General features: G+C 65.6%; 13 protein-coding genes. 4 read left to right on the top strand and 9 right to left on the bottom strand.

Going from position 1 to position 13,619, the window contains the following annotated elements:
- Positions 1 to 39: 39 nt before the first annotated feature.
- Entirely contained in the window at positions 40 to 741 is a 702-nt protein-coding gene (gene ompR / locus C2862_RS02900; protein ID WP_229425647.1) for a two-component system response regulator OmpR, read from the bottom strand.
- A 269-nt stretch (positions 742 to 1,010) separates the two neighbouring features.
- On the opposite strand from ompR, the gene C2862_RS02905 reads away from it, so the two are divergent.
- From C2862_RS02905 to C2862_RS02915, 3 genes are all read left to right on the top strand, one after another.
- Entirely contained in the window at positions 1,011 to 1,448 is a 438-nt protein-coding gene (locus C2862_RS02905; RefSeq protein WP_136218616.1) for a hypothetical protein, read from the top strand.
- 185 nt (positions 1,449 to 1,633) lie between these two features.
- Positions 1,634 to 3,517: a flagellar assembly protein A gene (locus C2862_RS02910; protein WP_136218617.1), complete on the top strand. Its 1,884-nt coding sequence runs from the start codon at positions 1,634 to 1,636 to the stop codon at positions 3,515 to 3,517.
- Positions 3,518 to 3,603: 86 nt separating this feature from the next.
- Positions 3,604 to 4,080: a chemotaxis protein CheW gene (locus C2862_RS02915; RefSeq protein ID WP_136218618.1), complete on the top strand. Its 477-nt coding sequence runs from the start codon at positions 3,604 to 3,606 to the stop codon at positions 4,078 to 4,080.
- Between the two features lie 71 nt (positions 4,081 to 4,151).
- Here the strand turns inward: C2862_RS02915 and C2862_RS02920 are convergent, their stop codons facing one another.
- From C2862_RS02920 to C2862_RS02935, 4 genes are read right to left on the bottom strand one after another with little or no spacing between them, the layout of a single operon-like run.
- Complete coding sequence (locus C2862_RS02920; protein ID WP_136218619.1) at positions 4,152 to 6,143, bottom strand: ATP-binding cassette domain-containing protein; 1,992 nt, start codon at positions 6,141 to 6,143, stop codon at positions 4,152 to 4,154.
- Positions 6,144 to 6,162: 19 nt separating this feature from the next.
- Entirely contained in the window at positions 6,163 to 7,053 is an 891-nt protein-coding gene (gene prmB, locus C2862_RS02925; RefSeq protein ID WP_136218620.1) for a 50S ribosomal protein L3 N(5)-glutamine methyltransferase, read from the bottom strand.
- Between the two features lie 20 nt (positions 7,054 to 7,073).
- Entirely contained in the window at positions 7,074 to 8,210 is a 1,137-nt protein-coding gene (gene dapE / locus C2862_RS02930) for a succinyl-diaminopimelate desuccinylase (RefSeq protein WP_136218792.1), read from the bottom strand.
- Positions 8,210 to 8,566, bottom strand: a complete 357-nt coding sequence (locus C2862_RS02935) for an arsenate reductase (protein ID WP_136218621.1) — start codon at positions 8,564 to 8,566, stop codon at positions 8,210 to 8,212. Before C2862_RS02935 ends, dapE begins: the two co-directional genes overlap by 1 nt.
- Positions 8,567 to 8,758: 192 nt before the next feature.
- On the opposite strand from C2862_RS02935, the gene C2862_RS02940 reads away from it, so the two are divergent.
- Positions 8,759 to 9,073, top strand: a complete 315-nt coding sequence (locus C2862_RS02940; protein WP_136218622.1) for a hypothetical protein — start codon at positions 8,759 to 8,761, stop codon at positions 9,071 to 9,073.
- Here C2862_RS02940 and C2862_RS02945 read toward each other — a convergent pair.
- The 4 genes from C2862_RS02945 to C2862_RS02960 form a co-directional block, all read right to left on the bottom strand.
- Positions 9,063 to 10,202, bottom strand: coding sequence for a PilT/PilU family type 4a pilus ATPase (locus C2862_RS02945; protein ID WP_136218623.1), 1,140 nt, complete (start codon positions 10,200 to 10,202; stop codon positions 9,063 to 9,065). The two genes, C2862_RS02940 and C2862_RS02945, sit on opposite strands and share 11 nt — an antisense overlap.
- Positions 10,203 to 10,364: 162 nt before the next feature.
- Positions 10,365 to 11,192, bottom strand: coding sequence for a 2,3,4,5-tetrahydropyridine-2,6-dicarboxylate N-succinyltransferase (dapD, locus tag C2862_RS02950; protein ID WP_136218624.1), 828 nt, complete (start codon positions 11,190 to 11,192; stop codon positions 10,365 to 10,367).
- Between the two features lie 18 nt (positions 11,193 to 11,210).
- Entirely contained in the window at positions 11,211 to 12,422 is a 1,212-nt protein-coding gene (gene dapC / locus C2862_RS02955; protein WP_136218625.1) for a succinyldiaminopimelate transaminase, read from the bottom strand.
- Positions 12,423 to 12,497: 75 nt separating this feature from the next.
- The gene (locus tag C2862_RS02960) at positions 12,498 to 13,556 is read right to left on the bottom strand and encodes an AraC family transcriptional regulator (RefSeq protein WP_136218626.1); all 1,059 of its coding nucleotides are present in this window, start codon (positions 13,554 to 13,556) and stop codon (positions 12,498 to 12,500) included.
- Positions 13,557 to 13,619 lie beyond the last annotated feature (63 nt).

The following is a 13,619-nucleotide window of genomic DNA, read 5'->3' on the forward strand; positions in this document are numbered from 1 at the left end:
CCTTGGCCGGGGAGGACGATACAAACGACGGAGCAAGCACTAGCGCGGCTGTCCTTCAGGAATGAAGACGTAGCCCAGGCCCCAGACCGTCTGGATGTAGAGCGGGCTGGAAGGATCGGGTTCGATCAGCTTGCGCAGGCGCGAGATCTGGACGTCGAGCGAGCGGTCGAAAACTTCGTATTCGCGGCCCCTGGCGAGCTCCATCAGCTTTTCGCGCGACAGCGGCTGGCGCGCGTGGCGCGCGAACACCTTCAGCACCGAGAATTCGCCCGTGGTCAGGGGCACGGTCTCGCCGTTCTTCTTGAGCGTGCGCGTGCCGAGATCGAGCACGAACTGGCCGAATTCGAAGGTCTGCGGCGTTTCCGAGGGCGCGCCCGGGATTTCGTCCGGGCCCTTGCGGCGTAGGACGGCGCCGATTCGGGCCACCAGTTCGCGCGGATTGAAGGGCTTCGGCAGGTAGTCGTCGGCGCCCATCTCGAGGCCGACGATGCGGTCGACGTCCTCGCCCTTGGCGGTCAACATGATGATCGGGGTCTGGTCGCCGGCGCCGCGCAGGCGGCGGCAGATCGACAGGCCGTCCTCGCCGGGCAGCATCAGGTCCAGTACCAGCAGGTCGTAGCGCTCGCGCAGCCAGAGCTTGTTCATCGCCGGCGCGCTTTCCGCGGTGACGACCTGGAAGCCTTGTTCCGTCAAATAGCGCCGCAGCAGGTCGCGCAGGCGCACGTCGTCGTCGACGACCATGATCTTGGCGCTATGGCCGCCGGTCGCTGCAGGGCTTGTGCCGCTGCCCGTATTCGAAGTGGATGCAGGATTCATATGCTGTTCATTTGTCAGATTCATATCGCTATGGTAACTTCTGTCCGCGCTAATTTTGGGATATACAGACAGGTCATTACATTGTGTTACAAACTTTACCCAATTAGGCTTATACCCAAGGGCAGTTCCCCCTACACTGGGAACCAATGAAAGACAGCTTATCCGTTTATCCAGCACCACGGAAGAGGAACACCATGACAAACGCGCTCGACAAAACCAATGCAGCAGCCCAGGCCCAAGGCCGGCTCGCCCGCCTGGCGCGCCGTGGTGTGGCCCTGGCCGTACTCGCCTGTGCCGGTATCGGCGCGGCCCACGCACAATACCATGGTCGCCGCGACGATGCCCAGTTGCAGCCACCTCCGTCCGTCCGTGCCGAGCGCTTTCCGGCGCCGGCACAGCAGATCGAACAGCCGCGCGAGCAGCGTGGGTATGACCAGATGCGCGAGCAGATGCGCGAACAGCAGCGTGCCTACGAGGAACAGCGCCGCCAGGCCGCTCAGATGCAGCAAAGCGATCCGAACCGCGATGGGGGGCGCCGTGGCGGTCGCCTGACGCCGGACGAGCGGCGCGACCTGCGGCGCCAGATCAACGAAGCGGGGATGGATATTTATCCGAACGCGCAGCGGCGCTGAACGCCGGGAAAAGTGAACGAGAGCCGGGCTGGTCCCGGCTTTTTTTCGTTTGCACGCCCAGCCGGATGAGAATTTGTGAGAATGTTGTTGGCGATTATTTATTTATCCGTAACAACATGATACGCTGACACGCTGCCCGCCTTGATTTCCCATCAAGGATCCGGCTATCCACCTGGAGCAGGAACGTGTCCGATACCGCTGTCGCACCTCCCCCCGCGCCCGCCGCGCGCTTTGCCCCGGCCGGCCCGGAGCATTGCATCGACCGTCGTCCCGACGGCGTCTACGCCGATCCGGCCGTACTCGGCACCACGGTGCTGGCCGCCATCGACAGTATCCTGCGCTCCGGTAACATCCTCAGCGGCATCGATTACCCGGTCCTGATCAAGGCGCTGTTTGGCACCGGTCCGGCCCTGCCGGCCGGTCCCGACGGCCGGCCGCTGGTGCGCCTGGCCAGCGACATCGTGCCTTTCAACCAGCAGCGCCGCAGCCTGTACCGCTCGGTGAAGATCGCCGGCGGCGAAGCCGAATACTGCTTCGAGCCCGTGTTCCTGGCAGGTCCGGGCGGCGAGGCCGAGATCCCGACCCAGCTCGACCTCGACGAATTCGTGGCCGACATGTGGCTCAAGGGCATCCGCTTCGGCATCGACCTGGCCAGCGTGCGCGCCGGTATCGCCAATCCGTCGCTGGGGCGGGTCGTGGTGGCGCGCCGGCTCGAGCCGGAAGCGGGCGTGGACGCGACCGTGGTCGAGGTCTCGGACGACATTCACCGCAGCGACGCGCCGCGCCAGCTGTCGAACGGCAAGCTCGACCTGATGTCCTTCCAGAACCGCTTCCCGCAGGTGCAGGGCGGCACGCGCCTGCTGCAGAAGCTGCCCACGAAAGAAGGCAAGCCCGGCTTCGAATTGTCGGGCATCCGGATCGAACCGGCGGCGCCGCGCGACCTCGACTTTTCGACCTATGCCGGCGACGGCACCCGCGTCGAGAAAGGCGCGGACGGCGAATACCTGGTCGCGGCGCGCACCGGCTACCTGAACGTCGACCCGAAGACGCACAGCATCGCAGTGGGCGACAAGATCGTCAGCCGCGACGGCGTCAGCGCCAGGACGACCGGCAACCTGCAGCTCACCGGCGACTACGAGGAATTCGGCGACGTGCAGGAAAAGCGCATCGTCGAAGGCAACGGCATCACCGTGCACGGCGACGTCTACGGCGAGATCCATTCGCGCGGCGGCATGGTGCGCCTGCGCGCCAACCTGGTCGGCGGCAGCGCCCACAACGCGCGCGGCGACATCCAGGTCGACGGCGTGACGGCGAACGCGGTGCTGCAGGCATTGGGGGGTACCGTGACCTTGCAGCGTGCCGAGAACTGCGTCGTCTCCGGCACCCGGGTGCGCATCGAGCATGCGGTCAACTGCGACATCATCGCCGACGAGGTCTCGATCGGGAGCGCCGAAGGCTGCGCCCTGGCCGCGCGCCGCATCAAGGTCGACAGCACGGCGCCCTGGCGCGAGAGCGACATGCTGGTGCTGGTCCTGGCGGCCGATTGCAGCCGCATCGACGAGGTACTGGAACAGATCGGCGCGCGACTGCGGCAGTTCGAGGCGGCCGGCGCGCGCCACAAGGCGACACTGGCCGAACTGTGCGCCAAGCCCGCGGTGCGCAAGTACCTGGAGATCGCCGGTCGCGTGCGCAGCGGCGAGATGAGCCTGACCCCGGCCCAGGCCCAGCAGTTCAAGCAGATGGGCCAGGCGGTCGCTCCCGACCTGCAGAAGATCGGCGAGGTCTCGGCGGCGCGCAAGGCGGTCGACGCCGAACACGCCGAAGGCCAGGCGCTGCTGGCCCGCTTCACCGCCCAGCGCGCCGAGCGCGTGGCCGGCAGCGAGGTGACGCTGCGCCTGCTACAAGGGGAGACCCAGGTACGCCTGCTGCCTTTCGATCCGGACGACGCCTGCTTCTACGACTTGCCGGTCCGCGAAATCAAGGCGCGCCTGCACGGGAATGCCGGCACGGTGCTGCATGCCGCGGCTGCGGGCAGCTACGCCTGGGGCGGTGCCGACCCGATCGTGTAATGATGGTGTAAGGAAAGATTGACTGCTCTCAACGAGGGCAGAGGGGCCAGGGCCTAGCATGATGACTGTTACCGAAAGGAATCATCATGCACAAGGACATCATGGCATTTTCACCGGCACCCAACCAGTTCCTGAGCTTCAAGCTCGGCGGTCTCGAATACGGACTCGATTTCGGCAAGGTGCAGGAGTTGCGCATCCTGAAGTCGCTCGAACGTTTCGCCGCCGACGGCGCGCTCGTCGAGGGCGTGGCCGTGTCGCGCGGCGTGATCATGCCCATCGTCGACATGCGCGCCGCCTTCTGCGGCCACCCGGTCGAAACCAAGCCGACTACCGACGTGATCATCCTCAAACTGTCGACCTGCGTGATGGGCATGGTGGTCGACGGCGTGACCGACGTGGTGACCCTGCTGCCGGAACAGATTTCGCCGATCCCCGGCGCCGACGGCGGCGCGATCGACTACCTGATCGGGCTGGGGGTGACGGAGGGGCGCAGGCTGATCCTGGTCGACATCGACCGCTTGATGTCAATCGACAAAAAGAACAGCCAGCGCCAGGTGGCGTGAGCACGTTGTCGACGTATCCGCGCCCACCGATTCACACCGCCAGTAGGGTGGGCGCCCCGAGCCCACCGCTTTTACGCAGCCAGGCCTTCCAGCTGCTCCTGCAACTCCAGCCACTCGTTCTCCAGCGTGCCCAGGTCACGCGCGCAGAAGGCCTGGTCGGCAACCAGGTTCTTCAGCTCTTCCTTCTTGTCCGCTTCGTAGATGCCTGAATCGAGCAAGCGCGCATCGATGTCGGCCTTCTTTGCATTCAGCTTGGCCATCTGCTCCTCGATGCGCTTGATGCGGTTCTCGATCGGCTTCTTCAGCGCGGCCATGCGCTGGCGCTCTTCGGCGTCCAGGCGCTTTTGCTCCTTGCGGTCGACGGTCGGCACGGGCGCTGCCGCGACGGCGGCGGGTGCGGCGGCCTTGGCTGCCGGCTTGGCGCCCGGCAGGGCCTCGTTGCCTTTGCCCAGCTTGGTCTGGAACAGCCATTCCTTGTAGTCGTCCAGGTCGCCGTCGAAAGGCTGCAGGCGGCCGTCGGCGACGATGATGAACTGGTCGGTCGTCGCGCGCAGCAGGTGGCGGTCGTGCGAGACCACGACCAGCGTGCCTTCGAACTGCGCCAGCGCCATGGTCAGCGCCTCGCGCGTTTCCAAGTCTAAGTGGTTCGTCGGTTCGTCCAGCAGCAGCAAATTAGGACGCTGCCAGACGATCAAGGCCAGCGCCAGGCGCGCCTTTTCGCCGCCCGAGAAGGGCGCGATCGGGCTCGTGACCATGGTGCCCGGGAAGTTGAAGCTGCCCAGGAAGTTGCGCAGCTCCTGCTCGCGCACGGTCGGCGCGATCTTCGCCAGGTGCCACAGCGGCGACTCGTCGTGGCGCAGCATCTCGACCTGGTGCTGCGCAAAATAGCCGATCGACAGGCCCTTGCCGAGGGTGGCGTGGCCGGTCAGCGGCGCCAGTTCGCCGGCGATGGTTTTGATGAGCGTCGATTTGCCGGCACCGTTCACGCCGAGCAGGCCGATCCGCTGGCCGATCTGCAGCGAGAAGTTGACGCGGCTGACGATGGTCTTGCCGCCGACCTTGTCGCCGTGGGCATCGAGCAGCGGATAGCCGGCGTCCACGTCTTCCATCACCAGCAGCGGATTCGGTGCGGCCAGCGGCTCGCGGAATTCAAACGAGAATTCGGCGGCCGCGCGCAGCGGCGCCAGTTCTTCCATCTTGGCCAGCGCCTTCATGCGGCTCTGGGCCTGGCGCGCCTTGGTGGCTTTCGCCTTGAAGCGGTTGATGAAGGATTCCAGGTGGGCCTTGGCGCGCTGCTGTTTTTCGAGAGCGCTGGCCGCCAGCACCATCGCGGCGGCGCGCTGGCGTTCGAAGGACGAGTAGTTGCCCGAGTAGCGCTTGAGCTTCTGTTCGTCGATATGGACGATCACGTTGACGATCTCGTCGAGGAAATCGCGGTCGTGCGAGATGATGATCAGGGTGCCGGGATAGCGTTTCAGCCAGTCTTCCAGCCAGATGATCGCATCCAGGTCCAGGTGGTTGGTCGGTTCGTCCAGCAGCAGCAGGTCGGAAGGACACATCAGCGCCTGCGCCAGGTTCAGGCGCATGCGCCAGCCGCCCGAGAAGCTCGCCACCGGCTGCTGCATCTGCTCGAGCGAAAAGCCCAGGCCCAGCAGCAGCTGCTCGGCGCGCGACTGTACGGTATAGGCGTCGGCGTCCGCCAGCGCGCTGTGCACGTGGCCCATCGCGATGCCGTTTTCCTGGGTGTGCTCGGCCGCTTCCAGGCTTTCCAGTTCGGCCTGCAGGCGGCGCAGGTTGACGTCGCCGTCGATTGCGTACTCGAGGGCAGGGCGGTCCAGCGCCGGCGTCTCCTGCGCCACGTAGGCCATGCGCCACTTGGCGGGGAAATCGATCTCGCCCTGGTCGGCATGCAGTTCGCCGCGCAGCATGGCGAACAGGCTGGATTTGCCGGCGCCGTTGGCGCCGATCAGGCCGATCTTGTCGCCGGGGTTCAGGGTCAGGTCGGCGCCTTCCAGCAGCGGCTTGGTGCCGCGCATCAGGCTGACGTTCAGGAAGCGGATCATGCGGTATCTATTCTCGGGCTTAAGCGTTTTGCAGCTGTTCGGCGGTCAGCAGGAACACTGCATCGTCGCCGGCGCTGGTGGTGAGCCAGGTCAAGCCCAGGTGGCCGAAGGCGGCTTCCGCGTATTCGGCTTCGTTGCCGATCTCGACCACCAGGATGCCTTCCGGCGTCAGGCGTTCGGCGGCGCCGGCCACGATCTTGCGCACCAGGTCCATGCCATCGAGGCCGCCGTGCAGGGCGATCTGCGGCTCGCGCAGGTATTCCGGCGGGAGTTTGCTCATCGAGTCGGCGTTCACGTAGGGCGGATTGGTGACGATCAGGTCGTACTTCTTGAACGGGACGTTCTCGTACAGGTCGGACTCGATCGGGTTCACGCGGCCTTCCAGCTTGTAGTCGCGGATGTTCCGCTCGGCGACCGCCAGCGCATCCTTCGAGATATCGACCGCGTCGACCACGGCGTTCTGGTAGACGTCGGCCATCATGATCGCCAGGCAGCCCGAACCCGTGCACAGTTCGAGCACGTTCTCCACGCTGAACGGGTCGGTCACCCAGGGACTGAAGAAGTTCGGGATCAGCTCGGCGATGAAGGAGCGCGGCACCAGCACGCGCTCGTCGACGTAGAAGGCGTAGGTGCCGAGCCAGGCCTCGTTGGTGATGTAGGCGGCCGGCACGCGCTCGCTCGTGCGGCGCTCGATCACGGCCAGCACCTGCAGCACTTCTTCCGGCAGCAGTTTCGCATCGAGGAAGGGATCGAGGCGGTCGAGGGGCAGCTTCAGGGTGTGCAGGACCAGGTAGGCCGCTTCGTCGAAGGCTTCGGCGCTGCCGTGGCCGAAGAACAGCTTGGCCGCATTGAAGCGGGAAACGGCATAGCGCAGCAGGTCGCGCGGGGTGCTGAAAGGTGTCGTGGTCATGTTGTTCTCGCGTGTTCTGGTTAAGCTGCCAGGAGATTTTCCAGCGTGCGGCGGTAGATGTTCTTCAAGGGATCGATGAAGCGCAGCTCGACGTGCTCGTCGATCTTGTGGATGCTGGCGTTGGGTGGGCCGAATTCTATCACCTGGGGGCAGATGCGGGCGATGAAGCGCCCGTCCGAGGTCCCGCCCGTGGTCGACAGCTCGGTCGCCACGCCGGTCTCCAGCTTGATCGCACTGCACATGGCGTCCGACAGCGTGCCCTTCGGCGTCAGGAAAGGCTGGCCGGACAGGGTCCATTCGAGTTCGTATTCGAGCCCGTGGCGGTCGAGGATGGCGTGCACCCGCGCTTCCAGTCCCTCGGCCGTGCTCGCGGTCGAGAAGCGGAAGTTGAATTCCAGCGTCAGCTGGCCCGGGATGACATTGTTGGCGCCGGTGCCGGCGTGGATGTTCGAGATTTGCCAGCTGGTCGGCGCGTAGTACTCGTTGCCGTCGTCCCAGACCTCGGCGGCGAGTTCCGCCAGCGCGGGCGCGGCCTGGTGGATCGGATTGCGTGCCAGGTGCGGGTAGGCGATGTGGCCCTGCACGCCCTTGATCACGAGGTGGCCCGAGAGCGAGCCGCGGCGGCCGTTCTTGATCATGTCGCCCAGGATGTGGCTCGAGGTCGGCTCGCCGACCAGGCAGTAGTCGAGCTGCACGCCGCGTTCTTCCAGCAGGTCGCAGACGACGGCGGTGCCGTCCACGGCCGGGCCTTCCTCGTCGCTGGTGATCAGGAAGGCGATCGAGCCGCGATGGTCGGGGTGGGAAGCGACAAACTCCTCGCAGGCGATCACCATCGCTGCGATCGAGGTCTTCATGTCTGCCGCGCCGCGGCCATACAGCCTGCCGTCGCGCACCGTCGGCGTGAAGGGCTCCGAAGTCCACTGCTGCACCGGCCCGGTCGGCACCACGTCGGTGTGGCCGGCGAACACGAACACGGGCGACTCGGTACCCTTGCGCGCCCACAGGTTGGTGACGCCGTTCGAGACGATCGATTCGCAGGCAAAACCCAGCGGCGCCAGCAGTTCGGCCAGGCGTTGCTGGCAACCCTTGTCGTTGGGCGTGATCGAATCGAGCGCGATCAGCTCGGCCGCCAGCTCCTGGGTGCGCGAGGTCCGGATCACGCGGCCCCCACGAGGCGCGTGTAGGCGTCCGGCGAGAAGCCGACCGACAGCAGGCCGTCGCCTTCCAGCACCGGACGCTTGATGACCGAGGTATTTTCCAGCATCAGTTCCAGGGCCGAGGCCTTGTCGACGACCAGCGCCTTGCGATCAATGGGCAGGTTGCGCCAGGTCGTGCCCTTGCGGTTGACCAGGGTTTCCCAATCCAGCGTCTCGAGCCAGCGCGCGGCCGTTGCGCGGTCCAGGCCCTGCTTCTTGAAGTCGTGGAAGCTGAAATCGACGCCGTTATCAAGCAGCCAGGTGCGGGCTTTCTTGACGGTGTCGCAGTTGGGAATACCGTAGAGTGTCTTGTTCATGGGCGTCAATCAGTCGAGGCAAGGAAGCTTGCCGCATGCGCAGTAAATCGGGAAGGGCGGAAGGATAGCATATGCCCATCCGGGGCGGAGATGTCGCACACGGGGCATGCAGATACCGAACTGCCGGGCAGCGCGGATGTCTTAGGGGGAGGAGCCGCATGCCGCGGCCCCTTTACCGAAAGGAGCTCCGCCATGAAAGTCATGCGAAGTTTACCGATTGCGCTGGCCGCTGCGCTTGCCTTGCTGATGTCCGGCTGCGCCACCGAGTATTACCACACGCCCCACGAAATGGCCGATGTATACGGGACGTATCCGCTCTCCGACGGCGACACGCTGCGCATCGAGAAGATGGGCAACCGCGCCTTTGCACGGCTGAATGGCGCCGAGCCGGTGCGCCTGACTTCGGTCGGGCCGCTCGAATTCGTCACGCAGGACCAGTCGTTGCACCTGCAGTTCGAACCGCTGCCCTTTACGACCGAGGTGACGGTGGAACGGCTCAGGTATTGAGGGTGAACTCGGTGAAGGAGGCTTCCGGCGGCTCGTCCTTCTTGTTGGCGGCCTCCTGCGCTCCCTGCGCCGGCCCGTTGTTGAGCAGCCAGAGCAAATTTGTCGCCGAGTCGGCGTTCGCCAGCGCCTCGTCCTGGGTGACGAGGCCGGCCTGCACCAGCGCGAGCAGCGCGCCTTCGAAGGATTGCGAACCGGGCGAGAGGCTCTTGTCCATCGCTTCCTTGATCTGGCTGAGTTCACCCTTTTCGATCAGGTCGGCGATGTAGCGGGTGTTGAGCATGACTTCCACCGCCGGCTGGCGCGTGCCGCCGGCGGCCGCTTTCACCAGGCGCTGCGAGACGATCGCGCGCGTGGCCGACGCCAGGTCCTGCAACAGGGCGGGGCGGTTCTCGACCGGGTAGAAGCCGATGATGCGGTTCAGCGCGTTGTAGCTGTTGTTGGCGTGCAGGGTGGCCACCACCAGGTGGCCCGACTGGGCATAGGCCAGCGCCGCGCCCATGGTCGCCTGGTCACGGATTTCGCCGATCAGGATCACGTCTGGCGCTTGACGCAGGCTGTTGCGCAGGGCCAGCTCGAAGTCGAGGGCATCGCTGCCGATCTCGCGCTGGTTGACGATCGATTTCTTGTTCTTGAAGAGGTACTCGATCGGGTCTTCCAGGGTCAGGATGTGGCCGGTGCGCTGTTCGTTGCGGTAGTCGAGCATCGACGCGATGGTGGTCGACTTGCCGGAACCGGTCGCGCCCACGACCAGCAGCAGGCCGCGCTTTTCCATGATCAGTTCCGCCAGTACCGGCGGCAGGCCGAGCTCGCCCAGCGGCGGGATCGTGGCCGGCACGAAGCGGAACACGGCCGAGACGCTGCCGCGCTGGCGGAAAGCGGACAGGCGGAAGCGCCCCAGATTCGGCACGGAGATGCCGGTATTGAGTTCGTTGCTGCGGTTTAGTTCTTCCAGCTGTTCGGGCGTCGTGACTTCGTTCAGCAGCGAATCGATGTTGTCGCGGTCGAGCTTGTGCTGGTTGATCGGGATGAGGTTCCCGTTGATCTTGATGTGGACGGGAGAATTCACGGCGAAGAACATGTCCGACGCGTTTTTTTCTTTCATGAGCTGGAACAGGCGGTCCATGGCCATGTGGTGTTCTCCCGGGTGGTGCGATGTTGTGTGATGAATCAGCGGCCGGTTGAACGCGTGTGCGGGAGACCCGCCCACCCTACGTCCCTTCGATCAAGGATGTAGGGTGGGCGGGTTCCCCGCCCACGCGTTCAACGCACGTTCAATCCGTCGAAACGGAAATCAGATCCCGCGCAGCAGCTCGTTGATGCCGGTCTTCGAGCGCGTCTGCGCATCCACGCGCTTGACGATCACGGCGCAGTACAGGCTGTACTTGCCGTCGGCCGAAGGCAGCGAACCGGATACCACGACCGAACCCGAAGGCACGCGGCCGTACGTCACTTCGCCCGTTTCGCGGTTGTAGATCTTGGTCGACTGGCCGATGTACACGCCCATCGAGATCACCGAGTTCTCTTCGACGATCACGCCTTCGACGATTTCCGAACGGGCGCCGATGAAGCAGTTGTCTTCGATGATGGTCGGGTTGGCCTGCATCGGCTCCAGTACGCCGCCGATGCCGACGCCGCCCGACAGGTGGACGTTCTTGCCGATCTGAGCGCAGGAACCGACGGTGGCCCAGGTGTCGACCATGGTGCCTTCATCGACGTAGGCGCCGATGTTGACGTAGGACGGCATCAGCACCACGTTCTTGCCGATGAAGGAGCCGCGGCGCGCAACGGCCGGCGGCACCACGCGAAAGCCCCCCTTGGCGAAGTCGTCGGCCGTGTAGTTGGCGAACTTGGTCGGCACCTTGTCGTAGAACTGCATGCCGCCGCCACCTTCGACAGGCACGTTGTTCTCCAGGCGGAACGACAGCAGCACGGCCTTCTTGATCCACTGATTGACGATCCAGTCGCCGCCTTCCTTTTGCGCCACGCGCAGGGTGCCCGCGTCGAGGCCAGCCAGCACTTCGGCCACGGCGTTGCGCACGTCGGCCGGAGCGGTCGATGGGCTGAAGTCCGCGCGCTGTTCCCACGCGGTGTCGATGATGTTCTGGAGTTGTTGGGTCATGATGGAATAATCTCGGTTTCAGGAATCTTTGCGCAGGGACTGGCAGAACTGGACGATGCGATTGGCCGCTTCCAGCCCCTCGTCCACGCCCGCCACCAGCGCCATGCGGATGCGGTTGCGGCCCGGATTGGTCCCGTGCGCGTCGCGCGCGAGGTAGGATCCGGGCAGAACCGTCACATTATATTCGGCGTACAGCCGGCGTGCGAACTCGGTGTCCGACAAGCCGGTGCGGCGCACGTCGGCCCACAGGTAGAAGCCGGCGTCCGGCAGCTCGACGTCCATCACCTCGCGCAGCAGCGGGGTAATCAGGTGGAACTTTTCCTTGTACAGGTTGCGGTTGTCCTGCACGTGGGCTTCGTCGCCCCAGGCCGCGATCGAGGCCGCCTGCACCACCGGCGACATCGCGCCGCCGCAGTAGGTGCGGTAGAGCAGGAATTTCTTCATCACGGCCGGGTCGCCGGCAACGAAGCCGGAGCGCATGCCCGGCACGTTCGAGCGCTTCGACAGGCTCGAGAACACGACCAGGTTGGTGTAGGCGTGGCGGCCCAGCTGGTGCGCCGCTTCCAGCGCGCCCAGCGGCGGGGTGGAGCCGGTGTAGATCTCGGAATAGCACTCATCGGCCGCGATCACGAAGCCGTGGCGGTCGGACAGGGCGAACAGTTCGCGCCAGTCATCCAGGCTCAGGACGGCGCCGGTCGGATTGCCCGGCGAGCAGACATAGAGCAGCTGCACGCGCGTCCAGACCTCATCGGGCACGGCATTGTAGTCGGGCGCGAAGTTGCGCGCCGGGTCCGAATTCACGAAATAGGGCGTGGCGCCGGCAAGGTAGGCCGCGCCTTCGTAGATCTGGTAGAACGGGTTCGGGCACAGCACCAGCGGATCCGGGCGGCCGGCGTCGATGACCGCATGGGCGATCGCAAACAGCGCCTCGCGCGAGCCGTTCACCGGCAGGATCATCGTGGCCGGATCGAGGGGCGGGATGCCGTAGCGGCGCTCCAGCCAGAGCGCAATCGCCGCGCGCAGCGGCTCGCTGCCGATCGTGCTCGGATAGCTCGACAGGCCGGCCACCGCATGCATCAGCGCCTTTTCGATGAAGGGCGGCGTCGGATGCTTCGGCTCGCCGATGCCGAGGCTGATCGGCGCCAGCGCAGGATTGGGCGTCACGCCGGCGAACAGTTCGCGCAGCTTCTCAAAAGGGTAGGGGTGGAGTTTGTCGAGATTGGGATTCACGGCGGTCAGCAGTAAGCGCGATGCGAAAACGGCCATTATATGCCGATAAATCCGAGCGACGCGCAGGCTGCCCCGCTAGCCGGCTCCGCGCAGCGCCTCCTCGCGCCAGGCGCCGGGGTTGGTACCCGACCATTCCTTGAAAGCGTGGGTGAACGCGCTCTGCTCCTGGTAGCCGAGCAGGAAGGCGATGTCCAGCAGCGACAGGCCGGGCTGGCGCAGGTAGTCGCGCGCCAGCGCATGGCGCGCCTCGTCGAGCACCTGCTGGAAGCTGGTGCCGGCATCGAGCAGCCTGCGCTGCAGGGTGCGCGGCGACAGCGCCAGCTCCGCCGCGATGCTTGGCAGGCGCACGCGGTCCTGCGCCAGGTTGCGGATCACCGCCGCGCGGACGGCCGCCACGATCGGCGGCGGAGCGGATGTCGCCGCGCGCTGGCCGAGCAGGCGCTCGGCATGTTGCTGCAACACCGGATACAGGCTGATGTCGGCGTTCGGCAGCGGCAGAGAAAGCAGGGCGGCATCGAAATGCGCGGTGTTCGCGGGCGCGCCAAAGTGCGGCAGGGCGCCGAACACGCGTTCGTATTCGGTATTGTCGGCGCCGCCGCCGTGCGCGAACGCGATGCGCGCCGGCGGCAACTGCCCGCCTGCGAGCCAGCGCCCGAAAGTCTGGATGCCGGCGAAGACGCTGTCGGCGAGATGGCGGCTTGCCTGCGGATAGTGGCTGATCCACGCGTACTCGGCGCGCTCGTCCTGCAGCGTCAGCTGCGAGCGGCCGAGATCGTGCGCCAGCGCTTCGTAGCGCATGGTCTGCTCGAAGACCTGGCCCAGGTCGCGGCAGGCCAGCAGCACCAGGCCATAGACGCTGTAGGTGCCGAGCTTGACGCATTCGCCCACGTGCAGGCCGAAGTGCTCGTCGTGCGCCAGCGCCGCGCCGGCGTCCAGCAGGCGCAGGTAGTCCTCGGCCGCCAGCGATTCGGGCAGCGGCTGCAGGGCATCCTCGGGAAGACCGGCCGCGCGTGCGAGTGCCTGCGGGCCCACGCCGCGCGCGCCGGCGGCGTCGAGCAGGGGCTGCAGGTAGGAGCCGGTGACCCGGCGCCGGGCCGAGACGATGGTTGGCGCAAATGAGCAAGGCAGTGTCATAAAGGAGCAATACGCGGCGGGCGTTCTCGCTTACTCTGGCATGAATGTCAATAAAAGTATAGA

It is taken from the genome of Massilia sp. Mn16-1_5, from assembly GCF_004798585.1.
Classification (GTDB): Bacteria; Pseudomonadota; Gammaproteobacteria; order Burkholderiales; family Burkholderiaceae_D; genus Telluria.